18 protein-coding genes are annotated in these 25,900 nt (G+C 60.1%); 12 read left to right on the top strand and 6 right to left on the bottom strand.

The window, feature by feature from the left end; all coding sequences use genetic code 11:
- Positions 1-87: 87 nt before the first annotated feature.
- Complete coding sequence (gene sbcB, locus ACF6ZU_RS06220) at positions 88-1,518, bottom strand: exodeoxyribonuclease I (RefSeq protein WP_392890978.1); 1,431 nt, start codon at positions 1,516-1,518, stop codon at positions 88-90.
- 184 nt (positions 1,519-1,702) lie between these two features.
- Here sbcB and ACF6ZU_RS06225 point away from each other — a divergent pair, with 184 nt between their 5' ends.
- The 7 genes from ACF6ZU_RS06225 (at position 1,703) to ACF6ZU_RS06255 (ending at position 9,005) form a co-directional block, all read left to right on the top strand.
- Entirely contained in the window at positions 1,703-2,428 is a 726-nt protein-coding gene (locus tag ACF6ZU_RS06225) for an RDD family protein (protein ID WP_392890979.1), read from the top strand.
- Positions 2,425-3,402 (top strand): stage II sporulation protein M, encoded by a 978-nt coding sequence (locus ACF6ZU_RS06230; protein WP_392890980.1) that lies wholly within the window; start codon positions 2,425-2,427, stop codon positions 3,400-3,402. Before ACF6ZU_RS06225 ends, ACF6ZU_RS06230 begins: the two co-directional genes overlap by 4 nt.
- Entirely contained in the window at positions 3,389-4,933 is a 1,545-nt protein-coding gene (locus tag ACF6ZU_RS06235) for a DUF4129 domain-containing protein (RefSeq protein WP_392890981.1), read from the top strand. Before ACF6ZU_RS06230 ends, ACF6ZU_RS06235 begins: the two co-directional genes overlap by 14 nt.
- Positions 4,930-6,093 carry a DUF4350 domain-containing protein gene (locus ACF6ZU_RS06240; RefSeq protein ID WP_392890982.1) on the top strand — a complete coding sequence of 388 codons (1,164 nt, stop codon included), beginning with the start codon at positions 4,930-4,932 and terminating at the stop codon, positions 6,091-6,093. The genes ACF6ZU_RS06235 and ACF6ZU_RS06240 overlap by 4 nt, the downstream gene beginning before the upstream one ends.
- Positions 6,090-7,091 carry an AAA family ATPase gene (locus ACF6ZU_RS06245; protein ID WP_392890983.1) on the top strand — a complete coding sequence of 334 codons (1,002 nt, stop codon included), beginning with the start codon at positions 6,090-6,092 and terminating at the stop codon, positions 7,089-7,091. Before ACF6ZU_RS06240 ends, ACF6ZU_RS06245 begins: the two co-directional genes overlap by 4 nt.
- Entirely contained in the window at positions 7,088-8,419 is a 1,332-nt protein-coding gene (locus ACF6ZU_RS06250; RefSeq protein ID WP_392890984.1) for a DUF58 domain-containing protein, read from the top strand. The genes ACF6ZU_RS06245 and ACF6ZU_RS06250 overlap by 4 nt, the downstream gene beginning before the upstream one ends.
- A gap of 409 nt (positions 8,420-8,828) precedes the next feature.
- On the top strand, positions 8,829-9,005 hold the full coding sequence (locus tag ACF6ZU_RS06255; RefSeq protein ID WP_392890985.1) for a DUF6124 family protein: 177 nt from the start codon (positions 8,829-8,831) through the stop codon (positions 9,003-9,005).
- A 164-nt stretch (positions 9,006-9,169) separates the two neighbouring features.
- On the opposite strand, the gene ACF6ZU_RS06260 is transcribed toward ACF6ZU_RS06255, so the two are convergent.
- On the bottom strand, positions 9,170-9,529 hold the full coding sequence (locus ACF6ZU_RS06260; RefSeq protein WP_392890986.1) for a PilZ domain-containing protein: 360 nt from the start codon (positions 9,527-9,529) through the stop codon (positions 9,170-9,172).
- A gap of 226 nt (positions 9,530-9,755) precedes the next feature.
- Positions 9,756-10,136 carry a tol-pal system YbgF family protein gene (locus tag ACF6ZU_RS06265; protein WP_392890987.1) on the bottom strand — a complete coding sequence of 127 codons (381 nt, stop codon included), beginning with the start codon at positions 10,134-10,136 and terminating at the stop codon, positions 9,756-9,758.
- Between the two features lie 157 nt (positions 10,137-10,293).
- Between ACF6ZU_RS06265 and pyk the strand changes: the two genes are divergently transcribed.
- Positions 10,294-11,745, top strand: a complete 1,452-nt coding sequence (gene pyk, locus ACF6ZU_RS06270) for a pyruvate kinase (RefSeq protein WP_392890988.1) — start codon at positions 10,294-10,296, stop codon at positions 11,743-11,745.
- Positions 11,746-11,988: 243 nt separating this feature from the next.
- Positions 11,989-13,287 (top strand): hypothetical protein, encoded by a 1,299-nt coding sequence (locus ACF6ZU_RS06275; RefSeq protein ID WP_392890989.1) that lies wholly within the window; start codon positions 11,989-11,991, stop codon positions 13,285-13,287.
- Between the two features lie 176 nt (positions 13,288-13,463).
- Here ACF6ZU_RS06275 and ACF6ZU_RS06280 read toward each other — a convergent pair whose 3' ends face one another.
- Genes ACF6ZU_RS06280 through ACF6ZU_RS06290 form a run of 3 tightly spaced genes read right to left on the bottom strand, consistent with a single transcriptional unit; the run spans position 13,464 to position 16,277 of the window.
- The gene (locus ACF6ZU_RS06280) at positions 13,464-14,213 is read right to left on the bottom strand and encodes an enoyl-CoA hydratase-related protein (RefSeq protein WP_392890990.1); all 750 of its coding nucleotides are present in this window, start codon (positions 14,211-14,213) and stop codon (positions 13,464-13,466) included.
- Between the two features lie 29 nt (positions 14,214-14,242).
- Positions 14,243-15,178, bottom strand: a complete 936-nt coding sequence (locus ACF6ZU_RS06285; RefSeq protein ID WP_392890991.1) for an iron-sulfur-binding ferredoxin reductase — start codon at positions 15,176-15,178, stop codon at positions 14,243-14,245.
- Positions 15,171-16,277 carry a diguanylate cyclase domain-containing protein gene (locus tag ACF6ZU_RS06290; RefSeq protein WP_392890992.1) on the bottom strand — a complete coding sequence of 369 codons (1,107 nt, stop codon included), beginning with the start codon at positions 16,275-16,277 and terminating at the stop codon, positions 15,171-15,173. Before ACF6ZU_RS06290 ends, ACF6ZU_RS06285 begins: the two co-directional genes overlap by 8 nt.
- Before the next feature lie 456 nt (positions 16,278-16,733).
- On the opposite strand from ACF6ZU_RS06290, the gene ACF6ZU_RS06295 reads away from it, so the two are divergent.
- From ACF6ZU_RS06295 to ACF6ZU_RS06305, 3 genes are all read left to right on the top strand, one after another.
- A complete protein-coding gene (locus ACF6ZU_RS06295; RefSeq protein WP_392890993.1) occupies positions 16,734-18,257 on the top strand; it encodes a fumarate hydratase in 1,524 nt (507 codons plus the stop codon).
- Between the two features lie 170 nt (positions 18,258-18,427).
- A complete protein-coding gene (locus ACF6ZU_RS06300; RefSeq protein ID WP_392890994.1) occupies positions 18,428-23,071 on the top strand; it encodes a SpvB/TcaC N-terminal domain-containing protein in 4,644 nt (1,547 codons plus the stop codon).
- Positions 23,068-25,899: an RHS repeat-associated core domain-containing protein gene (locus ACF6ZU_RS06305; RefSeq protein ID WP_392890995.1), complete on the top strand. Its 2,832-nt coding sequence runs from the start codon at positions 23,068-23,070 to the stop codon at positions 25,897-25,899. The genes ACF6ZU_RS06300 and ACF6ZU_RS06305 overlap by 4 nt, the downstream gene beginning before the upstream one ends.
- The last annotated feature ends 1 nt before the right edge of the window (position 25,900 follow it).

Below are 25,900 nucleotides of genomic sequence, written 5' to 3' on the forward strand. Positions count from 1 at the left end.
GCCGCACGCTTTTATCGCGACACAAAAAACGCCAGCAATTGCTGGCGTTTTTTTATGCCCGCTATTTTGTGCCGGGTATCTTCATTTTCAAAGACTCAAACGTTTGCGCAATGCCTGGACATAATTGTCCCACTCACCAAGCACCTCTTTCTGAAACGGCGTCGCAGTAACATTCAGTTGGGCCGCGGCCTCTAGAAAAGTTTCCACGGTATTCGGCGCCCCCCACTCCGGGGCTGTCAAACGTTGCTGACAGAATATTCGCCAACGTTCCTGCTCTTCGAAATTCAACGTATCGGGAAAGTTACGCGCTCGATATCGAAACAATAATTCGGGTAAACGTTCATCATCGAACGGCCATTGTTCCTGTGCCAATTGTGCCGGGTCAGCCGACCTGACTTGCTCACAAAGACGTCGATCCCGATCACCGATAAAACCATCGTATAACTGCTGCTCGGGATCCTGGCTCTGAGTGAAATCTTCGCTGGCATAAACGGCTTTAACTTTATCCAGCCAAACTTGCTGTGCGTCACTTAGCCGCAGCGCGCGCTCCTGATACAACGCCATGTCCAGCCCCAGGCGTTGCTGATCCTGGGGACGCAGGACCGACAAGGGGGCCACCACCGGACACTTGTTGATGTGGATAAGCTTGAGCGGCACCGGCAACTCGCCCTCGGCCAGGTCATCGCGGCGAGTATAAAGACGCTGGCGCAAGCTCTCGGCGTCCAGATCGAGCAGGCCCTGCGGGTCCAGGTGCAGGTCACAGACAATCAATGCGTTCTTGTTGCGCGGGTGCCAGGCCAGTGGCAGGACCACGCCGACATAGCTGCGTGCCGCCGAAAAACGCCCGGAAATGTGCACCATCGGCTGCAACAGCCGAATCTGGTCCATCACTTTCTGTTTGCCGCGCAGTTGAAACAGCCAGTCGTACAACTTCGGCTGTTTTTCCCGAATCAGGCGAGCCAGCGCGATGGTCGCGCGCACGTCCGACAGCGCTTCGTGAGCATTGCCGTGATCGATGCCATTGGCGGCGGTCAGGCGTTCGAGCTTGAGCGTCACCCGGCCCTCGTCATCCGTCGGCCAGACGAGGCCATCCGGGCGCAAGGCATACGCCGCGCGCACCACATCGATCAGGTCCCAACGGCTGTTTCCGCCCTGCCATTCGCGGGCATAGGGGTCGAAGAAGTTTCGATAGAGGCTGTAACGGGTCATCTCGTCGTCGAAACGCAAGGTGTTGTAACCCGCGCCACAGGTGCCCGGTGCCGCCAGTTGCGCGTGCACCCGGGTCATGAAATCGGCTTCACTCAATCCGTGTTCGGCCAATTGGCCGGGCGTGATGCCGGTGATCGCGCAGGCTGCCGGGTGCGGCAGGATGTCTTCGCTGGGCTGGCAGTACAGATTGACCGGTTCGTCTATGACATTGAGATCGAAATCGGTGCGAAGCCCCGCCACTTGCAGCGGGCGATCGCAACGCGGGTTGATGCCAGTGGTTTCATAGTCGTACCAGAAGATGGAGGTCACGGGCTGTTCCTGAACTGAAGATCCGCGAAGTCTAGGCGTTTGCACCGCGCCCCGACCAGTCATCTTGTATTCAAACATCTCCGGACACGCACCGTGCAATACATAGTTATGTCGTTTTCCCCCAAGAGGCTGCTAGCATCGGGCGCACAGAGAATCCCGATCAGGCCTCATCATCAGGTTGCCCATGCTCGAGACCACAGCACTGCCAAGGAAAGCGACGCTGTCCCCGCCACTGGATACGCGGCATCAGGTTGAAACGCCGGAAGGTATCGACTTGCCACTGCGCCCGGCCGGGTTGATGGTCCGTGCGCTGGCGTTCGCCATCGACCTCGGGCTGCGCGGGTTGATCCTGGGGCTGCTGTTCATTGTCCTCGCGTTTCTCGGAAAGCTCGGTGCCGGGCTGGGCTCGATCCTGCTGTTCGGCGTGAGCTGGTGGTACATGGTGCTGTTCGAAGTGCTCAATCAGGGCCGCTCGCCGGGCAAGCACTGGATGGGCCTGCGGGTGGTGCAGGACGACGGCACGCCGATCGGCTGGTCCGCTTCGCTGTTGCGCAACCTGCTGCGCTTCGTCGACCTGCTGCCGTTCGGCTACTTCCTCGGCGCCATCAGTTGCCTGCAACATCCCAACTTCAAGCGCCTCGGCGACCTGGCCGCCGGCACGCTGGTCATCTACCGCGAACAGCCGCTCCGCCGCCCGCAAGTGCCCGACGCCGAACCGCGACGCCCGGCCTTCCCCCTGACGCTGACTGAACAACGCGCGATCCTCGGGTTCGCCGAACGCCAGGGTGAACTCTCCGACGCACGGGTCACCGAGCTCGCCACAATCCTCGCGCAACCGTTGAACGTCCCCGCACCACGCGCCGTGGCGGAACTCAACGGCATCGCCCGCGGCTTGTTGGGCCCCACATGAAGCAAAGTCTTTTCGAGAATCGCCACAAGGCTGAATGGGCGCAGTTTGCCCTCCTGCTCGACCGGCTGGAACAGAACAAGGACGCCTCACGGGCCGCCAGTTTCCCGAAAGACTATCGAAGGCTTTGCCAGCAACTGGCCCTGGCCCGGGAACGCGGCTACAGCAGTTTCCTGATCGACTCGTTGCAGCAACAGGTACTGCGCGGACACCAACAGCTCTATCGCCATCGCAGCCGTTTGGGCGCCAATGCGCTGGGGTTCATCCTCGCGGATTTCCCGCGTCTGGTGCGCGAGCAATGGCGCTTCGTGCTCGCCGCCAGCCTGATGTTTTTCGGCAGCCTGATCGGCATCGCGCTGCTGGTGTACCTGTTCCCGGACCTGGTCTACAACCTGATCCCGGCCGAACAGGTCAGCGACATGCAAAGCATGTACGACCCCAACGCCGGCCACCTGGGGCGCTCGGCGGAACGGGCCGCGAGTGAAGACTGGGTGATGTTCGGTTTCTACATCATGCACAACATCGGCATCGCCTTTCAGACCTTTGCCAGCGGTTTGCTGTTTGGCGTGGGCAGCGCGTTTTTCCTGTTCTTCAACGGCCTGACGATTGGCGCAGTGGCCGGGCACCTGACGCAAATCGGCTACGGGCAAACCTTCTGGTCGTTCGTGATCGGTCACGGCGCCTTCGAACTCAGTGCCATTGCCCTGGCGGGTGCCGCCGGGCTGCAACTGGGCTGGGCCCTGATCGCACCGGGGCGACTGCCGCGCGGCGAGGCCTTGCGAATCGCCGCACGCAAGAGCGTGTTGCTGATCTGCGGGGTCATGCTGTTTCTGCTGATCGCGGCGTTTATCGAAGCCTACTGGTCGTCGATGACCGGCCCCACACCGCTGACCAAATACCTGGTGGGTGCCGCGCTCTGGATGCTGGTGCTGAGTTATCTGCTGTTTGCCGGACGGACTCGCCATGCGCCTGAGTGACGCGACCGTGGTGATCCGCCCGCGAACCACCTGGGAAGCCATGGACCTCGGCGTGCTGCTGAGCCAGCGACATCGACGCCTGCTGATGACCAGTTGGGCGCTGGTGACGCTGCCATTTTTCGTTGTGCTCAGCGCGCTGCTGTGGGATTCCCCTTCCCTCGCTGTGTTCATCTTCTGGTGGCTGAAACCGGCGTTCGAACGCCTGCCGCTGTACATCCTGTCCAAAGCCATGTTCGGCGAAACGCCCACGCTGAAGCAGGCGTTGCGCCAATGGCCACGCCTGCTCAAGCCCCAATTACTGGCCAGCCTGACCTGGCGCCGCTTGAGCCTGAGCCGCAGTTTCCTGATGCCGGTGGTGCAACTCGAAGGCTTGAGTGGCCTGGAACGGCAGCAGCGTTTGCAGGTGCTGTTGCAACGCGACGGTGGAGCTGCGCGCTGGCTGACGATCATTGGCGTGCATCTGGAAAGTGCGCTGTGGATCGGCTTGATGGTGCTGTTCTACCTGCTCCTGCCGCCACAGGTCGAACTCGACTGGAGCTGGCAGACCTTGCTGTCCGCCGCCACCCAGGACTGGCGCTGGCTGGAGCACCTGACCAACGCGTTTTACGTGCTGGTGCTGGTGGTGTGGGAACCGATTTACGTGGCCTGCGGTTTCAGCCTTTACCTGAACCGGCGCACGGTGCTGGAAGCCTGGGACATCGAACTGGTGTTCCGCCGCCTGCGTCAGCGCGTGAGCAGCGTCGCCGTTACGTTGCTGCTGGCCACTTTCCTGCTGATGCCAACGGCGCAATCCGTGTGGGCCGCCGAGCCCGACCTTGCTCCTGACAGTCCACGCCTGCTGGACCAGCCACTGACCAGCCAGGCGTCCCGGGACAGCATCAAGGCGATCCTCGAACAGCCACCGTTCAAGAACAAGGACAGCGTCACCCGCTATCGTTTTGGTGAGGACAAACCCGCCGACGAGAAAGCAGGCGACGGCAAAGCACCCGAATGGCTGAAGGCGCTGTTCAAATTGCTGGATAACCAGCGCTTCGGCGCACTGGCGACCCTGATTGAAATTCTGCTGTGGGGGGCCGTGATCAGCGCCATTGGTTTGCTGATCTGGCGCTACCGCGACTGGTTGCAGGCCTTTGTCAGTCGCCGCCCGGCGCCAAGACAAAAGGTTTCCCGCCCACTGCCGCAACAGGCGTTCGGCCTGGACCTCAACCGCGAAACCCTGCCCGCCGACATCGCCACCAGTGCCGAAAACCTCTGGCAATCCAACCCGAGAGAAGCGCTCGGTTTACTCTATCGCGCCTTGCTCAGCCATTTGCTGCACGACTACAACATGGCGCTGAAACCCGCCGACACCGAAGGTCAGGTGCTGGAACGCGTCGCGCACCTGCAACAACCCGAGCTGCTCGCTTTCAGCAAGAACCTGACCGGCCACTGGCAGAACATGGCCTACGGGCATCGCCTGCCACCCGCGCATCTGCAACAGGAATTGTGTGACGGCTGGCGAACCTTGTTCGGCCCGGGAGCGGCGCGTTGAACCGGCGGCTATGGCTCGCGGCTGGCGTGTGCATCGCCCTGCTGTTGGCTGCACTGAGTGTTTTCCTGTACACCAAGGCCACGCCCTATCAGGCAGAAATCGATCACGGTCCCTCACCCGAAGCCCTGGCCAATCCTTATCTGGCTGCCGAACATTTCCTGGGCAAACAGGGCCTGACCGTCAACCACGCCAACAGCCTCGACGTGCTGCCAACGCTGGAACCCCGCCAGCACAGCCTGTTGCTGCTCGGCGACCGTTCACGCATGACCCCGCGCCAGATCGACCAGGTGATGAACTGGACTCGCGCCGGCGGGCGCCTGCTGTTCGTCGCCGAATCCCTGTGGGATGAAAAGCTTGGCCAGAGCAATGACCTGCTGCTCGACCGGGTGCAGGTCCACCAGTCATTGAGCAAAGACCTGAAAGACCCTCCGCCCGATGCCGACAAGGATCCGTACCCCAAACTGACCAAACTCTATCTCGAGGATGAAGACGCCCCGGCCTACGCCACGTTCGATACCGCCTTCCATCTCGAGGACCCGAAAAATCTCGCGCAAGCCTGGGCCAACAGCGCCAAGGCCACGCACATGATGCAGCTCAACCACGGCCTCGGTTCGATCATTGTGGTCACCGACGCCGACCTGTGGAAAACCCCGGCCATCGACCAGTACGACAACGCCTGGCTGCTCTGGTATCTGACTGCGGACACGAACGTGACGCTGTTGTTCAACACCGATCACGACAGCCTGCTGACTTTGCTGCTGCGCTATTTCCCCCAAGCGTTGGTTGCGCTCGCCGCGCTGATCGGACTGGGTCTGTGGCATGTCGGCGTGCGTCAGGGCCCGCTGATAGAACCGGCGCCGAGCGGCCGTCGGCAACTCCAGGAACACCTGCGCGCCAGCGCCGATTTCATGTGGCGCCGCGGCGGCCAGGCGAACCTGTTGCAAGCCTTGCAGCAAGACATCCTGCGCCGGGTCCGGCGACGGCATCCCGGCTTTGAACAACTCGGCGTCGCCGAACAATGGCTGGTGCTCGCGCGCCTGACCGGCCAACCCACACGCGCCATCAGCCAGGCCATGAGCCCGAGACCGAAGCAACGGCTGTCCAGCGTTGAATTCAGCCGTCAGGTCGCCCACCTGCAAACCTTGAGGAATGCCTTATGAGTGAACACGTCGAGCCCGACGCCCCGAGCCACGCAGAGCAGCAGCGCCAGCGCGCCAGTCACCTGGCCCAGGCGGTTCGGGCGGAATTGCAGAAAGCCGTGATCGGCCAGGACAGGGTGATCGATGATGTGCTCACCGCGTTGATTGCCGGTGGTCACGTGTTGCTCGAAGGCGTGCCGGGATTAGGCAAGACGTTGCTGGTGCGCGCCCTCGCCCGCTGCTTCGGCGGTGAATTCGCGCGCATCCAGTTCACCCCGGACCTGATGCCCAGCGATGTCACCGGGCACGCCGTGTACGACTTGCAGACCGAGCAATTCAAACTGCGCAAAGGGCCGTTGTTCACCAATCTGCTGCTTGCCGACGAAATCAACCGTGCCCCGGCAAAAACCCAGGCCGCGCTGCTCGAAGCCATGCAGGAACGCCAGGTCACGCTCGAAGGCCGCGCCCTGCCCATCGTGCAGCCGTTCATGGTGCTCGCCACGCAAAACCCGATCGAACAGGAAGGCACCTATCCCCTGCCGGAAGCCGAGCTCGATCGCTTCATGCTCAAGGTGCGCATGGAATATCCGCAGGCCGAACAAGAGCTCGACATGGTGCGTCAGGTCAGCCGCTCGACCCGCGCCGACATGCTCGACGTGCAGCCGCTGCGCACCGTGCTGCAAGCCAAGGATGTGATGGCCCTGCAACGCATCGCCAGTGATTTGCCACTGGACGATCAGGTCCTCGATTACGCCGTGCGCCTGGCCCGCAGCACCCGCTCCTGGCCGGGCCTGACCCTCGGCGCAGGGCCTCGGGCGTCCATCGCGCTGGTGCGTTGTGCGCGGGCGCGCGCCTTGTTGCGTGGCGGCGAGTTCGTGATTCCGGATGACATCAAGGGCTGTGCGCTGGCGGTGTTGCGCCATCGAGTGCGCATCGCGCCGGAGTTGGATATCGAAGGCATGGAGGTTGATAACGTCCTGCAGCAACTGCTCGACCAAGTGCCGGCGCCGCGCCTGTGAAACCCTCGCGCCTGCTGCTGGGCTGGCTGGCCATTTTACTGGCCATCGGCATTGTGCTGGGCGCATTGCGGGCGCTGGGGTTCGCCGTTCCACCCACACTGCTGTCGATCAACTGGGGATTGTTGCTGGCGCTGCTGGCCTTGGCCCTGCTCGACGCCGCGCGCCTCAAACGCCTGCCCGCGCCGCGGATCAAGCGGCACATGCCCGGCAGCCTGGCGCTGGGTCGCTGGAGCGAAGTGCGGCTCGACGTCGAGCATGATTTGCCCGAGCCGCTGACTATCCAGCTCTACGACCATGTACCCGACGGCCTGAGCTTCGAAAACCTGCCGTTGTCAGTCGAGCTGCAACCCGGCCAGCACAGCCAGATCGGCTATCGCGTGCGCCCACTCAAACGTGGCCACTTCAGCTTTGAGTATTGTGAAACAAACCTGCCGAGCCCCTTGGGTCTGTGGTCCGATAAACGTTTGCTGAACGTGCCCGACCAGACCCGCGTCTACCCCGACTTCGCCCGCCTCTACGGCGGCCAATTACTGGCGGTGGATAACTGGCTCAGCCAGCTCGGCGTGCGCCAGCGGCAACGACGTGGCCTGGGCCTGGAGTTTCATCAGCTGCGGGAATTCCGCGAAGGCGACAGCCTGCGCCAGATCGACTGGAAAGCCACCGCCCGTCAGCGTACGCCCATTGCCCGGGAGTATCAGGATGAGCGTGATCAGCAGATCATTTTCATGCTCGATTGCGGCCGACGCATGCGCAGTCAGGATGGGGAGCTGGCGCATTTCGATCACGCGTTGAATGCCTGTCTGTTGTTGAGCTATATCGCCTTGCGACAAGGCGATGCGGTCGGCCTCAGCACCTTTGCCACCGATAGTCCCCGCCATCTCGCCCCCGTCAAGGGTGCCGGGCAACTCAGCGTGTTGCTCAACACCGTTTACGACCTGAACAGCACTCAACGCAGCGCCGACTATCAAGCCGCGGCGACCCAATTGCTGGCCCGGCAAAAACGCCGCTCACTGGTGGTACTGGTGACCAACCTTCGGGACGAGGACGATGAGGAACTGCTCACGGCCGTCAAACGCCTGAGCAAGCAGCATCGGGTGCTGATCGCGAGCCTGCGTGAAGACATCCTCGACAGTTTGCGTCAGACAACGGTGCAAACGCTGTCAGACGCATTGGCTTATTGTGGGACGGTGGATTACTTGAATGCACGGGCCGAACTGCATGAACGACTGAAGGCCCATGACGTGCCGGTGCTGGATACAAGTGCCCATGAAGTGGGGCCTGCACTCGTCACGCGCTATCTGGAATGGAAAAAATCCGGTGCGTTTTGACGCCACCAAACCCTGTAGGAGCGAGCTTGCTCGCGATGATCGAAAGAGTCGCGGGGTATCAGGCTGTCAGCGTTTTCGTTGACGTCCATCGCGAGCAAGCTCGCTCCTACAAAGGTTGCGTCTTTGCCTACAGATCAACCAGAATCCGCCGGCTTGTGCGCCTTGGGCTCGCCACGTAACTTGATCCGCGTCGCTGATTTCCAGCGATCGGGTTTAGTCGCCCGAGGGTTTAACGGATGTGCACAAGTGTCGTGAAGTCAGGTGATCCCCATCCCTGACCTTCATGGTGGCTGTGCGCAGGGCACCTTCGGGTGCGCCGGGTTTCCGTTTCCTCGGTCGACTAACCTGCGTTCAGCCGCCACCCTTGTTTAGTCGCGAGTCGGTGACAGCTACATTGGAGTGAAACGGAATGTCCAAACAAATACCGAATCCCCACATAAACGGCATGTCGACCTTCATCGTCGACCCGCGATCCATCACCATCCAAGCCTTCGAAACCTTTTGCTCCGTCAACGACCTGCTGCTCGACCTGGCCGACAGCCTCGACGACAAGGCGCGGCACATGGCCGTGGCGATTATCAGTTGAGTGAGTTGGGATTGATGCTGGTAGAAAAATCACTGAATAACCCACAAACCACCAGACCGGCCTAAACCCTGTAGGAGCCAGCTTGCTGGCGATGGCGATTTCACGGACGCCATCGCCAGCAAGCTGGCTCCTACAGGTCATCATTCAGCGCACGATTCGTGTGTTCAGGCTGAAGCCGGCAACGGCTGAAAACTGAAGTACATCTTCAGCGCCTCCACCAGTTGCTCATACTCCGGCGGTGCCCGTTGCAGGCTGAACCCGGCGTCGTAATGGTGGGGGGTCGCGTCTTCGTGACACCACAGGCAACACGCCCGGAGATCGATCACCTGCTGGCAACCGTCGGCCATGGGAATCTTCAGGCGCAGATCGAAATCGGCGCCGATCAACATCGGCAACTGGCTGATGAGCATCAGTCCGTCTTCGGAGACGTTGCCCAGGTACCCCATCGGTTTGTCGGTGACACTGTTGAACACTTTCAGAAAATACGGCAGTTGATGCCGCTCGATACGGCGGTCAGTGAACATGCGATATTCGCCCAGCAAGGCCCTTAAGCAGGGCCGCACTAATGCTTCGGAACGGGCCGCAATGGGCGCGCTCTCCCCGATCCCGGTGCGACAGTCCATGCAACCGCTGCCGCTGACTCCTGCCGATCACAGGTGTTGCCTCGGTCCAGAGGCAAGGCTCTGGAACCGGTTTATTCGACTATAGCTCACCCTCGCGAGTGAGCCAGTTATGGAATGACGACCACAATCAGAAGCGTGTCGGACGCACCGCCGCCGGCGCCGAACTGCGCAACGGGAAGTGACCCAGCGACTGCAAGGTGTCCAGGCGCGCCTGGGCGCGGTAGGCGTATTCGCTTTGCGGGTACGAAGCGATGATGAACTGGTAGGTCTGCCCGGCATCGACGAACAGTTTCTGCCGTTCCAGGCACAAACCGCGCAACATCGAGACTTCCGGCCACACGTAAGGCCGCGCGCGGCTGTCACGTTCGACTTTCGACAGTTCGAGGGTCACTTGCTCGCAATTGCCACGATCGTACGCCTTGTAGGCGTTGTTCAAATGATGGTTCATGGCAAAACGGGTGCAGCCCACAACACTGAGGGCAAGGACGGCTATGAGCGCAAATCGCATGAGGGTTCTCCTGTCTTGAGCTCTGTATCGACCCGTTGGCGGAAATCTTCAGGAATGTTCGTTTAAAGAAAGAAACGAATAAGTAGTGCACATGAACAATGACTACACCCCAAGAGCATAGTAGCCTCACTCAGCGCTTGAACTCAGGAGTCTTTGCATGTCCGTCCGTCGTACCAAAATCGTCGCTACCCTTGGCCCGGCCAGTAACTCGCCGGAAGTTCTCGAACAGCTGATTCTGGCTGGCCTGGACGTCGCCCGCCTGAACTTCTCCCACGGCACCCCCGACGAGCACAAGGCTCGCGCGAAGCTGGTGCGTGACCTCGCTGCCAAGCACGGCCGCTTCGTTGCCCTGCTGGGTGACCTGCAAGGCCCGAAAATCCGTATCGCCAAATTCGCCAACAAGAAGATCGAGCTGAAGATCGGTGATCAATTCACCTTCTCCACCAGCCATCCTCTGACCGAAGGCAACCAGCAAGTAGTCGGCATCGACTACCCGGACCTGGTCAAAGATTGCGGCGTGGGCGACGAGCTGCTGCTCGACGACGGTCGCGTGGTCATGCGCGTCGATACCGCCACCGCCACCGAACTGAACTGCACCGTGACCATCGGCGGCCCGCTGTCCGACCATAAAGGCATCAACCGTCGCGGTGGCGGCCTGACCGCACCGGCCCTGACCGAGAAAGACAAGGCCGACATCAAGCTCGCTGCGGAGATGGAAGTCGACTACCTCGCGGTGTCCTTCCCGCGTGACGCCGCCGACATGAACTACGCCCGTCAACTGCGCGACGAAGCCGGCGGCACCGCCTGGCTGGTGGCGAAGATCGAACGCGCCGAAGCCGTGGCCGACGACGAAACCCTCGATGGCCTGATTCAGGCTTCCGACGCGGTGATGGTTGCCCGTGGCGACCTGGGCGTGGAAATCGGCGACGCCGAGCTGGTAGGCATTCAGAAGAAGATCATTCTGCACGCACGCCGTCACAACAAGGCGGTGATCGTCGCGACCCAGATGATGGAGTCGATGATCCAGAACCCGATGCCGACCCGCGCCGAAGTGTCCGACGTAGCCAACGCCGTGCTGGACTACACCGACGCCGTGATGCTGTCCGCCGAATCCGCTGCCGGTCTGTATCCACTGGAAGCCGTGCAGGCGATGGCGCGTATCTGCGTCGGCGCTGAAAAGCACCCGACCGGCAAGACGTCCAGCCACCGCATCGGCAAGGAATTCACCCGCTGCGACGAAAGCATTGCGCTGGCGACCATGTACACCGCCAACCACTTCCCGGGTGTGAAGGCGATCATCGCGTTGACCGAAAGCGGCTACACCCCGCTGATCATGTCGCGTATCCGTTCTTCGGTGCCGATCTACGCGTACTCGCCGCACCGCGAAACCCAGGCGCGCGCCGCGATGTTCCGTGGCGTGTACACCATTCCGTTCGACCCGGCCTCGCTGGAGCCGCACGAAGTGAGCCAGAAGGCGATCGACGAGCTGGTCAAGCGCGGCGTCGTGGAAAAAGGTGACTGGGTCATCCTGACCAAGGGCGACAGCTACCACACCACCGGCGGCACCAACGGGATGAAGATCCTGCACGTTGGCGATCCGCAGGTCTGAGTGAGCAGTTGTTGAAAAAAGAAAGCCCCGCCATGTGAATGGCGGGGCTTTTTTTCGCCTGTAGATCAGCCAATTAGGTCATCACCTGTCAAATCTGACAGTAGACAGCCTTCTGTGCCCTTCGCTTAATACGGTTGGCTTCTCGCCAAACATCACTCTTCAAGGCGCGTCGTCTTTCACTGGAGCAGTCGTTCATCCACCGCGCCTGGGGGCTCAACCGTTGTTTGATTGAAGGAATATAAAATGACCACATCACCAACGCTTGCGCCGGGCGAACTCGATCCAGCTTTCGCGAATGCCGGGAGACTGGTACTTAGTTTTCCCGATTTTCCAATCACCCACGGCCAATGTGTAACAGAAGGCCCCGATGGAAAAATCTACATGCTAGGCGGCAGCTGGGAGCGAAACACCCAGACTGCCGAACATGTCAGCGTTACTCGCCTCTTGCAGGATGGAACACTCGATTTCAGCTTCGGAACATTCGGTACTGCGCACGTAAAGTTGCCCGATGAAAACCTGTCCACTTCACCCATCCAGCTTTTTTTTGTGAGCGTCCTGGGGGAAGACCTGACTCTTGTTTCAGTGGGTTACAACCCCGGCGGGGCAGGAGCGGTAACGGAAGCCCAGGTGTTGATTCGGCTGACCGATAACGGCGCGCTGGACAGGCGTTTCGGCGTCGGTGGATTTATGGTTTTGAAATCCCCGTTCAGTGCCGACGCCCAGCCACCGATATCGGCTGGTTTCGTACAATTCGCGACGTCTCCAAACAACAGAGTCTGTTTGATGGGCGACATGATCTACCTCATTTCCACCGGTATTGATCCGACGCTTGGTTTTGTCGTGGGTGCGGTATCGCGTTTCAAAAAGGACGGAACCGTAGACACGACATTTGGCAAAAATGGGCATGCAACCCTTTCCGGTGTGCTCGGCGTCCGCAACTCGTTCAATGGTATCGCCGTGGAGAATGGGACAATTACCGTCTGTGGTTGGGCGGGCGGCGCTGCACTGATCGCGCGCTTTCTTCTGGATGGGAGTGTCGACCGGGTTTTTGCCGGCACCGGATTCATACTACTGGTCGGGCCGAGTTTTCAATTCCTGTCTGTTGCAGTACTGCCCGATGGCCGGACTGTGGCTGCCGGCTTCGGATTTGCTCAGCGTCGAGGTTTGCTGGCGGTTTATACATCCAGTGGCCTGATTGATCGGACCTTCAATAACGGCTCCCATCTCGAAGAAGGGTTAAATCCTCCTCAGCAAGTTATGTTTTCAAGCGTCGAGGCAGACGACGACAAGATCATCGCCTCAGGAAGATACTTCGTCGGTTCAACCCCGAAATTCGTGACTGCGAAATACCTGAGCGATGCGCAGCGCGATACAACCTTTGGCAGAGGGTTGGGCTATGTCATTACCGATATACCGGGGCATACCGCCCTCGCGAACGGGATGGGTTTGCAGGCCGATAAAAAAATCCTGCTGGTCGCTAACGATTTGGGCTCTGTCTACAGCAAGGCTGCGATCGTCGTCCGCCTTTTGAATGGTGTCTAGGTGTCGGAAAACAATGCCCCGTCCTGTGAATGGCGGAATTTTGCGTTTCTGATCCAGAACATGTGTTGCCTGAACCGCCCACTTCGCGAGCAGGCTCGCTCCCACAGGTGAAATGCATTCCAATGTGGGAGCGAGACCGGCTTGCCGGCGATGAGGCCCGCCTGGCCGCCGCCAAATCAATGCCGGTTGATAAACCCCGACAACGCAGCAATGGCCTCCGGCGAACGCAGCCGCTGGGTGAACAACGCACCCTCCTCTTCGATCACCTTGCGCAGTTGCTCGCGGTCCGGGGCTTTCATCAATTGCTTGCTGATGCGCACCGCCTCCGGTGGCAGTGATTCGAAACGCAGCGCCATCTCCCGCGCCTTGGACAACGCCGCTTCGCCACTGCCCAGGGCTTCAGTCGCGATCCCCCATTCGGCCGCCTGCTCACCACTGAAACCTTCGCCCAGGAGCAACAGTTCCGAGGCTTTGGCGTGTCCAAGCAAACGAGGCAACAACAGGCTGGAACCAAACTCGGGGCACAACCCGAGATTGACGAACGGCATGCGCAAGCGCGCATCACGAGCGATGTACACCAGGTCGCAATGCAACAGCAGCGTCGTGCCAATCCCCACCGCCGCGCCGGCCACGGCGGCAACCACCGGTTTGCGGCATTCCAGCAGCGTGAGCATGAACTGGAACACCGGGCTGTCGAGGCCACTTGGTGGTTCCTGCAGAAAGTCGGCGATGTCGTTGCCGGCGGTGAAGCATTCACTCGACCCGGTGATCAGTACGGCGTTGATGTCCGGGTCGGCATCGGCCAGCTTCAGCGCTTCGGCCAGATGGCTGTACATGGCGCGGGTCAGGGCGTTTTTCTTGTCGGGGCGGTTGAGGCGCAGGGTCAGCAGGCCGCGTTCGCGTTCAATCTGGATGGCATCGGTCATGGAAGGTCTCGCGTCTGAAAAGTCAGCGCTCAACCGCGGGGCAGGAAGACGTCGGCCAGCAGTTGATTGCGCGGCAGTCCCGCCAGGTACAGGCGCCGGGCAAAGGCGCCGACGCTGTCGGGAGATCCGCAGAGTAAGGCCAGGGTTTGCCGGGAAACAAGCCGTAGTTGCGCCAAAGCCGCGGGCAACTCGGTCGGTGTCCATAGCTCGATGCTGAGGTTGGGTCGGCTGGCGGCCATGGCCTGCAAGGGTTTGGCCAGGTAATGCTCATCGGCGTCATGGGCTACGTGAATCACGCGGATGGCGCCCTGGTGATCCTGGCGCAGGGCTTCGCGCAGAACGCCAAACAACGGGCCCAATCCCGTCCCGGCCGCCATCAACCACAGTGGCCGGGTGTGCCAGTCGGCGTCGTAGTGCAAGGCGCCGCCGCGCAGCTCGCCGAGACGCAGCGAATCGCCGATCTGCAACCGGCGCGCGGCGTCACTGAATTCGCCGGGCTGACGGCAGTCGAGGTGGAATTCCAGAAAACGGTCTTCACCCGGCAGGCTGGCCAGGGAATACGGCCGCGCGACGTTGCCGGCCCACAACACCAGATGCTGACCGGCGCTGTAGCGCAACGGCTGCTGAGGGGTCAGGCGCAGGCGCAACACGCTGGCGCTCAACCAATCGACTGCGGCGACCTGCGCCGGACGACCATCCTGCAGCGGGTCGAAGGTGTGAACCTGCAAATCCTCGATCACCTGACACTGGCAGGCCAGGCGCCAGCCTTGCTGGCGTTGCTCCGCGCTCAAGGCATCGGGGCGGCTGTCACTCGGCAGCCCTTGCGTGCATTGCACCAGGCACGCGTGGCAACTGCCGGCGCGACAGCTGTAGGGAACGGACACGCCGTTCTGGTTCAACGCGTCGAGCAAGTTGCTGCCAACGGCCACTGACCATTGACGATCGCCCACCCGCAACTCAGGCATCGACGTTCTCCCACGCCGCCGCGCACCGGTTGCGACCGTCGCGCTTGGCGCGATAGAGCGCCTGATCGGCCCGGTGCAAGGCGTCGTCGAGATCATCACCGAGCTCCAGCAACGTCATGCCCGCCGACAGACTGAGATTGCCGACCTTAAGGCCGATCAACTCGACATCGGTGAAGGCGATCCGCAGACGCTCGCAACAGGAGGTCAGGCGCTCGGCGCTGCAATCGGGCAGCAGCACCACGAATTCTTCGCCGCCATAACGGGCCAGCACATCACCTTCGCGCAGGCAGGCGCTGGCCACACCGGCGAAGGCTTGCAGCACTTGATCGCCGGCGGCATGGCCGTGCACATCATTGATGCGTTTGAAATGGTCGAGGTCGATCAGCGCCAGGCCATGCACCACGCCAGGGTCCATGGCGTTGAGCTCGCGCGAGGCCAGGCGCAGGAAATGGCGGCGGTTGAACAGCCCGGTCAATTCGTCGGTGGCCACCAGGTCTTCGAGCTGGCGCATCATCCCGCGCAGGGTGTCCTGATGCGCCTGCAGGGCGAAGCGCCGTTGACGCATCCGTTGCCGCGAGGCCTGGACGTAGCGGGCGTAAAGCTCCAGCCAGACCAGCACGATAAACAGCACGCACACCTGCAACGCCGCCAGCGCCGGGTCGGCCAGCTGGAAGTGGTAACCCTCCCACAGCGTGATCGCGCTGAAACTGAAAAACACCAACAGCGCGCACCGTAAAAAGGCGCGGCGCGACAGGTGAAACAGGCCGAACAGCAGGATCAGCACGTAGAACACCAGGAAGGCGCCCCGGGCCTCGTCCAGATTGGCGATCAGCCAGGTTTGCCAGCCGAGCCCCATCAGCACCTGCGCTTCGGTCAGGCTGGGATCGGAAAACCGCAGGTTCCGACCGCTGTAGAACACCGCGAACAACGCGGCCTGGCTGATGACCACCAGCGCGCTGCCGACGGCCACGTTCGTCAGGGGCTCATCATAATGACCGGTGAAAAACGCCAGCCACAGCAGCAGTAAAGCCAGGGCGTAGGTGCCGGCTGCGAGGGCAAAGCGTTTGAGCAAAAGGCGTTGGATGGCGTTATGGGTCAATCGTTGACTCACCGTGCGAATGGAGGCTGATTGAGTGTCCTACTCTACAGGCCGGCTGCCACTTTAGTGGCGGGCCGGACAAATGACCATTCAATTTTCAGGCCGGAAAACTGGCGTCAAGGGCATGACTTTAGACCCTCCCCGAATTTATGCACAAACACCACCAACCTGTAGGAGCCGGCTTGCCGGCGATAGCGGTTTGACATTCAACATTAATGTCGACCATTACACCGCCATCGCCAGCAAGCTGGCTCCTACAAGGAGTGCGCGTGATCTGTACGACCAACGATTGACTGCCGGCGCGTGTGCCCGCCTGCGAGGCGCGGTATACTGCCGCGCCTTTTTAGCGTCGCGCCAGCATGCCCGGCGTGCCTTGAAAGGTGCTTGCAACCGACCGATGCACCCAAGCTGCAAGCACCTTATTGAATGTTCCCGTCTTTTAGAGGAGCGCGACTCATGACCGTGATCAAGCAAGACGACCTGATTCAGAGCGTTGCCGACGCCCTGCAGTTCATTTCGTATTACCACCCCGTTGACTTCATCCAGGCAATGCACGAAGCCTACCTGCGCGAAGAATCGCCAGCGGCCCGTGATTCCATGGCGCAAATCCTGATCAACTCGCGCATGTGCGCCACCGGCCACCGTCCGATCTGCCAGGACACCGGCATCGTGACCGTGTTTGTCCGTGTGGGCATGGACGTGCGTTGGGATGGCGCCACCATGGGCCTGGACGACATGATCAACGAAGGCGTGCGCCGGGCTTACAACCTGCCGGAAAACGTCCTGCGTGCCTCGATCCTCGCCGACCCGGCGGGCGCTCGTAAAAACACCAAGGACAACACCCCGGCCGTTATCCACTACTCCATCGTTCCGGGTAACACCGTGGAAGTGGACGTGGCGGCCAAGGGCGGCGGCTCCGAGAACAAGTCGAAAATGGCCATGCTCAACCCGTCCGACTCGATCGTCGACTGGGTTCTGAAGACCGTTCCGACCATGGGCGCCGGCTGGTGCCCGCCGGGCATGCTCGGCATCGGCATCGGCGGCACCGCCGAGAAAGCCGCGGTGATGGCCAAGGAAGTGTTGATGGAATCCATCGACATCCACGAGCTGAAAAAACGCGGCCCGTCCAACCGTATCGAAGAGATGCGCCTGGAGCTGTTCGAGAAGGTCAACCAACTGGGCATCGGCGCCCAGGGCCTCGGTGGCCTGACCACCGTGCTCGACGTGAAGATCATGGATTACCCGACCCACGCCGCTTCGCTGCCGGTGTGCATGATCCCGAACTGCGCCGCCACCCGTCACGCACACTTCGTGCTCGACGGTTCCGGCCCGGCCTCGCTGGAAGCGCCACCGCTGGACGCCTACCCGGAAATCGTCTGGGAAGCCGGCCCGTCGGCTCGCCGCGTCAACCTCGACACCCTGACCCCGGAAGACGTGCAGAGCTGGAAGCCGGGCGAAACCGTCCTGCTCAACGGCAAGATGCTCACCGGTCGCGACGCTGCGCACAAACGCATGGTCGAGATGCTGAACAAGGGTGAAACCCTGCCGGTGGACCTGAAAGGTCGTTTCATCTACTACGTCGGCCCGGTTGATCCGGTACGCGAAGAAGTCGTCGGTCCTGCCGGTCCGACCACCGCGACGCGGATGGACAAGTTCACCCGTCAGATCCTCGATCAAACCGGCCTGCTGGGCATGATCGGCAAATCCGAGCGCGGCCCGACCGCGATCGAAGCGATCAAGGACCATAAAGCCGTTTACCTGATGGCGGTTGGCGGCGCGGCTTACCTGGTGGCGCAAGCAATCAAGAAGTCCCGCGTGGTGGCTTTCGCCGAACTGGGCATGGAAGCGATCTACGAGTTCGAGGTCAAGGACATGCCGGTCACCGTTGCCGTTGATAGCAAGGGTGAGTCGGTGCACATCACCGGTCCTGCGATCTGGCAGCAGAAGATCAGTGAGAGCCTGGCGGTGGAAGTGCAGTAAGCACGCTCCGCTGTCGTAAAAAACCGGCCTGCTGGCAACAGCAGGCCGGTTTTTTTATACCTCGGTTTTTTCAGACCCATTGGGCAGACCTGTCAGATGTGACAGGTCACAACCGTTTCGTCCGCTGATAGGTTATTTGCACGTGTGCACCCTTGTCAGGCGGAAACAACATGGCGACGGAAGAACAGAAAGGCACGATCAATATCGCAGCGCCCACCCAGCCAAAGATCGGTGGCGCCATCGCCAGTTTTGGCGGTTGGGGCCCAGTGGGCACCACAGGTGCCGCCTCGATGTCCTTGCCGCTGCCGATGTCCAAGGCGCCCAACCGAGACCTGGTGCCCGCCCTTTCACTCGGCTACAGCAGCCATGTGGGCAACAGTATTTTCGGCATGGGCTGGCACCTGACCGTCAACGCCATCACCTTGCGCACCAGCAAAGGTGTGCCGCTGTATGAAAAGAACAAAGACCTGGTCGTCGGCCCTGAGAGCGAGACCTGGATGCCAGAGCTGGATGCCGATGGCGAGATCGTTACCAGGCCCGTCACCCTCGGAACAACAACCTATCAGTCCCTTCTTTATCAGTCGCGGATCGAAGGCGGTTTTTCTAAAAACCTGCGACTGTTCAGTGACGACGACCCGGCAGGTTTCTGGCTGATACACGCCGCCGATGGCAGCCTGCAGGTCTATGGCAAGACGCTGGCCTCGCGCCGAGCCGAACCCAGGTACGACAGCAACCCCACGGAGCCCGAGCGCATCGGTGTCTGGCTGCTCGATGAAACCGTCACACCCCGTGGTGAACACATCGTCTATGAATACAAAGCCGAGACGGAGGCACCGCTCGCGCCGAACTTTCTCGACTACCGCGCCCAGCGCTTTCTGCATCGAGTGCTCTATGGCAATGCGGTGGCCGAATCAGCCTTGTATTCGTTGAAGGACGGTGGCTGGGAAGGCGTACATTTCCTGTTTCATCTGCTGTTCGACTACGGCGAACGCAGCCACGATCTGACACAAACACCCGCCTACGGCCCGCCTTACTCACAACCCGGCGATCAGTACGGCGAGTGGCTGTCACGCGACGATGTTTTCTGGAATCAGGACTACGGATTCACTTTGGGGACTCGGCGCTTGTGCCAGCAAGTCTTGATGTTCCATCACTTCCCCGGCGAATTGGGCGACGCACCGCAGCTGGTTCAGCGCCTGCTCCTTGATTACCAGCAAACTCCGCTGGGATACCACCAGCTGACCGCCGCTCACTTGCAAGCGTATGACCGCCAAGGCCAGGTCGAGAGCCGGCCGCCCATGGAATTCAACTACGCACCGTTCGACTTTGACAAAGGTCGTCAGCCTGGCTGGAAAGCGTTTCCACAAATGCCTGGGCTCAATGACGGCCAACGCTACCAGTTGGTGGATTTGTACGGCAAAGGCCTGCCTGGCATTTTGTGCCGTTACGACAAGGCCTGGTATTACCGCGATGTTCACCGGGCCGACAGCGGCGGCGATGATCTTCGTTATGGTGAGCTGAAAGCGCTGCCGTACATTCCGGTCGCCAACAGCAGTGCTTCGATCCGCCAGACGCTCAGTGATCTCAATGGTGACGGCAAGCTGGAATGGGGCCTGCACGCACCCGCCATGAATGGCTTTTTCACGATGAACCCCGATCAACAGTGGTCAACGTTCGTCCCCTACAAAGCCTTCCCGCTGGAATACTTCCACCCGCAATCGCAAATGGCCGACCTGGTGGGCGACGGTCGTACGCACATCGCAATGATCGGCAGCAACAGCGTGCGCCTATACACCAACCTGGGTGACGAAAAAGGTTTCAGCGCCGGCCGTGATGTTGCGCATGACCAGAATGATGCCCTGCCCCTGATCAGCAGCTCGGAAACGGAAGTCGTGGGTTTCGGCGATTTCAGGGGCAGTGGCAAGCAGGACCTGTTTCGTCTGCGGTGCGACAGCCTGGAGCTTTGGCCCAACCTTGGGCATGGGCGATTTGGCAAAAAAATCATGCTCGACTCACCGACGTTCAAGTATGGCGAGTTCCATAGCGCACGGGTGTTGTTGGCGGACACGGACGGTTCAGGCGCAGTTGACCTGATCTATCTGGAATCGGACCACATGCGGGTGTTCATGAACCGCTGCGGCAGGGGGTTCGCCTCCCAATCCGTCGATGTACCCTGGCCCGAGGGCGTGCGTTACGACCGGCTTTGTCAGGTCACCACGGCGGACCTGCGAGGATTGAACTGCACCAGTGTGGTTATGACCAAACCGCACATGTCCCCGCAGCACTGGCGCTATGACTTCGTCCACACCAAGCCGTACCTGATCAACCGCAGCAATAACAACATGGGCGCGCTCAGCCTCATCGACTATCGCAGCTCGGCGCAGGAGTTTCTGGACGAGGAACACGAACAGCACAAGATCGACAAGGACAAGGTCGTCGAATCGGGTCTGCCGTTCGCCATGCACCTGGTCAAGCGCCAAACCCAGATCGATGAAATCACCAGAAACAAACTGACCCAGCTGATGTGCTATCGCAAAGGTAATTACGACACTATCGAACGGGAGTTCCGTGGTTTCGGCCTGTTACTGCAGCGCGACACCGAAGCCACCGATGCAGAACGCGCGAGCGTGGGATTCACCGCGCCGAGCCTGACTAAAACCTGGTTCCACGTTGGCAAGCAGATCGATCAACCGAGAATCGGCTACTACCAGGACGCCGAGGCCGAGGCGCTGAAGCCAACCCGACTGGAGCGCTTTCACCTACGGGACAATGCCGCAGAACCGCTCGAACCTGACGAAGCCACCGCCCGCGAAATCGCCCGTGCGCTCAGCGGCTCGACCCTTCGCACTGAAGTGTTCGCGGATGATGATCCGGTGGTGCCTTACGCGGTGACCGAACATCGCGCCCAGGTACGCCTGCTGCGCTCAAAAGGCGAGCATTACCCCTACTCGGTGCTGCAAGTCATGGGGCTCGAATCCATCAGTTATCAATACGAGCCCGCGCTGGCCGATGATCCACGTTGCGAGCATTCGGTGAGCGTGGAATGGGACAAATACGGCGCCGTGCTTCACGGGTTTACCGTCTACTACGCACGACGCCGGACCGATGAGGCACCGCCCTTCGAGGACGAGCATGAAAACCGCTACTGGACGGACGCCCACGACCCCGCGCAACAGTGTTGGTACCTGACACAATCGAGGGCCGAATTCATCCATGTCGACGAGGACGCTTCGTGGAAGCCGGGGATGCCCTATCGGCTGGGACTGCCTTATCGGGAGCGCAGCAATGCGCTGGTACTGGAAAAGACCCAGCTGAGTGCCGAAGACATCTGCCACGAAAAGTTTCTCGAGTGGAGCGCGGACGAGGGTGAGTGGGCGAAACAAGCCGTACTGGCCGGAATGTCCCAGCAGCTTTACGTCGACCCGGCAACCGGTCAAACACTGGCTAAAGGGGAGGCGACAGTTCATGCACTGCCGGGGCATGTAGAAATTGCCGAGTTGGATGCCAACGCCCTGAGAGCCTACGACAAACTCATGGACGAACAGGGCAACATGCCCTTCAACCTCAAGGAAAAACTCGAATCACCCGAAGTGGGTTATCACAGGATGGACTGGTTTTTACCGCCTGAAAGTACTCCGCCTGACCCGCTGGACCCGGACGCGAAGAAATTCCTGTGGTCCGTACACCGAGGCTTCCCGCACTACCTGAGTCTCGACGGTTTCTACAACGTCGACTCCTTCCAGCAAACCAAAAGCCACGGCATCACCAAAGTCACACATGACGACCACTGGTGCCTGCACACCTCCATCGAACTGCCAGACGGTTGCACCACTACCATCAAGGATGTCGATTACTGCACGTTCCTGGCCGCCGCCATCGAAGACCCGAATCGCAATACCCAGGAAGCGCGCTACAACGCCTTCGGCGAAGTGGTGGTCAGCAGTTTTTATGGCACCGAGCTGGGCCTGCCCGTCGGCTTCCACTCCCTGAAGGATTATGTTCGCCCCGAGGATCGTAGCCCCGCTGCCGCCATCGAAGCGCCCGCTGAAGCGCTCGGCAATTACGCCATGGCGATGTTCAGCGATGCGTTCAGCTGGATGGGACGTATTCCGGTGACGGCATCGCCGGGCGCAGCATGGCTGGCCTGGGCCCGCGCGGCAGGCTACATACTGCCCAGCGGCCATCTCTGCGACCGCGCTCGCCAGCACTTGCTCGAACTGGAGAACCCGGACGTGAATGAACAGTTACTGCAGCAATACGTCAACGGCGCCCATCGGGAGCCGGTTCACATCGCTACGTTGCAGGCAGATCGTTACCCCGGCGACGTGGAAGTTCAGTTTCGCGTCGCCATTGTCCATCAGGACGGTTTCAGTCGAATCTTGCAGACCAAGCAGGAAGTCGAACCCGGAAAAGCCTGGGTCGTGATGGAAGACGGCTCGCTGAAACTCAAGGAGGACGGCACGCCGGAAGAAGCCGAAGCCGCGAGACGCTGGCGAGTCAGTGAGCCCGTCGAATACAACAATAAAGGAGAGAAAGTACTGATCTATCGGCCTTACTTTGCGGACGGCTATCATCGTATCAACGATGAATCGTTGCGCGCAGTAGCCTTTCACGATACACAGCTCTACGACGCCGCAGGCCGGCCGACCGAAACCATCCTCGCAAAAAAAATGGAGCAAGGACCGGACTCGGAACTACTGCCGTTGCGCCAGGAATATCGCTACCGGTGCTGGTACACCGCGTTCTTCGATGCAAACGATCTGTTTGACCCGCCACCGGTCAAAAAGAAAAAAGGCTACAGGACGCTCCATTGAACACGGATATTCACGCACATACCCCACGGCTGTCAGTTATCGACAGCCGTGGCCTGGCAGTACGTGACGTGGCGTATTGGCGCCGCAACGCTGACTCGCACCCCCTTCAAACACTGGTCACCGCCCGCCAGTACGACATCATCGGGCACTCCGTGGCTCAACGCGACCCGCGTTTCCTGGCACCCACCTCGCGACCGAACCTGAGCGAGGTGCATAGCCTGTCCGCCAGGGTATTGCTCAGCGACAGTCTTGATGCCGGTTGGAGCCTGGGCTTGCAGGATGAAACCGGCCAGCAGCATGAGCGCTGGGATGGTCGCGGCAATCACTGGCAGCACGAGTACGACGAACTGCGACGCCCCGTCGCGACTCATGAGCAAACGCCTGACTCTAACCGGCGAACCGTCGAGCGCCTGACCTACGCCGATAGCTCCGCCGAATTTGCCGAGCGCAATCAGTGCGGGCAGATGATTCGTCAGGATGATCGGGCGGGTTGCCTCTGGCTCGATCAACAGGCGTTGAGCGGCGGGTTGATGCAACAGACCCGACGCTTTTTACCTGAGCAGGTTGAAGTGCTGGCGGACTGGCCCGCTGACGAAACGGATCGCGACTTTTTACTCAAACCCGGCGAGGGTTATGCCAGCCAAGGCCACTACGGACCATTGGGCGAAGTGCTCGTGCAGACCGACGCTGCGGGTCATCGACAACAGTTCATTGTCGATCGCGCCGGACAATTGCAACGCATCGACCTGACCCTCAAGTCTCTATCGCCGCAACCTCTTTTAAAGGCCGCGCACTACAACGCCGAAGGTCAGTTGCTGACACAGATAACCGGTAACAATGTCACCAGCAGTGCCACTTACGAGGCATCGACCGGTCGGTTGAAGCGCTTGACGGCAACAACGTCTGAAGGTGTTCGCCTGCAGGACCTGCGTCATGATTACGACCCGGTGGGCAACATACTGCGACTGCAGGACCACGCTCAACCGATCACATTTTTCGCCAACCAGCGTGTCGCAGCAGAGAACACCTACGCCTACGACAGCCTGTACCAACTCGTCTGTGCCACGGGACGTGAAACCGTCGATGCCGGGCAGCATCCAGGGTTGCCGGAGCTGATCATCCCCAGCCCCATCGACCCTGGCCGATTACTCAACTACACCGAGTATTACCAGTATGACGAGGGTGGAAACCGCACCGAACTGCGTCATGCCAGCGATAACAACCCGTTCCGGCAGCTGATGCGTGCCGACCCGCACAGCAACCGTGCCTTGGCCTGGAACGAGGGGGACGACGAGCCGGACTTCCCGCGATGCTTCGACGCAAACGGCAACCTGAAACGGTTGGTTCCCGGCGCACAGCCCATGGAATGGGATGCGCTGAATCAGTTGCACAGCGTGATCACTGTTCGCCGCTCGCCGGGGGCCGATGACAGTGAAGGGTATCGCTACAGCGCGGCCGGTGAACGGGTGGTCAAGTTCAGCAGCCAACAAGCTCATGCGATCACTCACCAACGCGTCGTCCATTACTTGCCCGGTCTCGAAGTGCGCACCGTAGATAACGACGAAGAGTTTCAGGTCATCTGCGTTCCACTGCCCCGTGGCAGTGTGCGGTGCCTTCATTGGGTCAAGGGCAAGCCCGGTGATATCGAGAACGCTCAACTGCGTTACAGCGTTGATGATCATTTGGGGTCTTGCAGTCTTGAACTGGATAAACGCGCCGCCGTTATCAGCCACGAAGGGTACTACCCGTTTGGCGGTACGGCGTGGTGGGCTGCCCGGTCGAAGGTCGATGCCGATTACAAGACTGTTCGGTATTCGGGTAAGGAACGGGATGCCTGTGGGCTTTACTATTACGGGTTTCGGTATTACGCGCCGTGGTTGGGGCGCTGGGTTAATCCGGATCCGGCGGGGGATATCGATGGGCTCAATCGATATCTGATGGTTGGCAATAACGCCATCACCTATAAAGATTTCCTCGGACAAAATAAAACACCCATCAATAAGGATATTTACTTGGTATGGGCAGGCGAGAACCCGGACAAACTAAAGGCTCATACACAGAATATAAACAACACCGTCACGCAGGCCGACGGATACAAAGTGCATCTTTACCTGGATACCTACAATCCGGACGCATTCTCTGAAACCCTCAAGGACCTCAAAATACACGATGTGATTTACTGGCAAGGCAGCGACCTATCCAGTCGGTTTTCGAGCACACCCGCCGCCAGAATTTATGATGACTTCCGAAACTACCACGAAAAAAATCTGGCATTTGCGGTGGACGTAACTCGCGTTTACATAGTGAACGCGCTCGGCGGAATGTACTCAGATGTAGATGACATCTATCACAGTGAAGATACTTCAGAACATGTGAGACTGCGCGGTACGCTGCTGGAAGCCGAGCCTGATCAAGTGTTGACGCTGCACCCCACAATGCCGTCGTGGACAACCTCTTTGCAGATCAACAATAGTTCTTTTGCCGCCCATGCCAATAACGCCCTGTTAACAGCCGCATTGGATGAAATGGTGGTTCGATTTGACCGGACAGTTAAATCCATTGGGCGGCTGGACCCCATGGGATTGGGAGCCACTACTCTTTTCCAGCCAAATCTCAATCGAGACTTGCTGTTGACCTCCATCGTAGGACCAGGCGTTTTAACAGATGTCATTACGCAAAATGACAGCGTTATGAACGTACTCGTATCCCATTTTAACGACTTCCAAACAGGCAAGGTTACGACGACCTCACCTGAACTTATTGAACTGATAAATGAACGAATGCCACTCTCCCGGCATATAGAAATCGGATCATTGAATTCCTGGTAAA

Source organism: Pseudomonas migulae (genome assembly GCF_043225285.1).
GTDB lineage: Bacteria > Pseudomonadota > Gammaproteobacteria > Pseudomonadales > Pseudomonadaceae > Aquipseudomonas > Aquipseudomonas migulae_C.

Coding starts and splice junctions, on each gene's coding strand:
- ACF6ZU_RS06265 (WP_392890987.1), bottom strand. CDS start 10,136: ATGCGATTTGCGCTCATAGCCGTCCTTGCCCTCAGTGTTGTGGGCTGC.
- ACF6ZU_RS06275 (WP_392890989.1), top strand. CDS start 11,989: ATGACCACATCACCAACGCTTGCGCCGGGCGAACTCGATCCAGCTTTC.
- ACF6ZU_RS06295 (WP_392890993.1), top strand. CDS start 16,734: ATGACCGTGATCAAGCAAGACGACCTGATTCAGAGCGTTGCCGACGCC.
- ACF6ZU_RS06245 (WP_392890983.1), top strand. CDS start 6,090: ATGAGTGAACACGTCGAGCCCGACGCCCCGAGCCACGCAGAGCAGCAG.
- ACF6ZU_RS06225 (WP_392890979.1), top strand. CDS start 1,703: ATGCTCGAGACCACAGCACTGCCAAGGAAAGCGACGCTGTCCCCGCCA.
- pyk (WP_392890988.1), top strand. CDS start 10,294: ATGTCCGTCCGTCGTACCAAAATCGTCGCTACCCTTGGCCCGGCCAGT.
- ACF6ZU_RS06230 (WP_392890980.1), top strand. CDS start 2,425: ATGAAGCAAAGTCTTTTCGAGAATCGCCACAAGGCTGAATGGGCGCAG.
- ACF6ZU_RS06300 (WP_392890994.1), top strand. CDS start 18,428: ATGGCGACGGAAGAACAGAAAGGCACGATCAATATCGCAGCGCCCACC.
- ACF6ZU_RS06255 (WP_392890985.1), top strand. CDS start 8,829: ATGTCCAAACAAATACCGAATCCCCACATAAACGGCATGTCGACCTTC.
- ACF6ZU_RS06235 (WP_392890981.1), top strand. CDS start 3,389: ATGCGCCTGAGTGACGCGACCGTGGTGATCCGCCCGCGAACCACCTGG.
- ACF6ZU_RS06280 (WP_392890990.1), bottom strand. CDS start 14,213: ATGACCGATGCCATCCAGATTGAACGCGAACGCGGCCTGCTGACCCTG.
- ACF6ZU_RS06285 (WP_392890991.1), bottom strand. CDS start 15,178: ATGCCTGAGTTGCGGGTGGGCGATCGTCAATGGTCAGTGGCCGTTGGC.
- ACF6ZU_RS06260 (WP_392890986.1), bottom strand. CDS start 9,529: ATGTTCACTGACCGCCGTATCGAGCGGCATCAACTGCCGTATTTTCTG.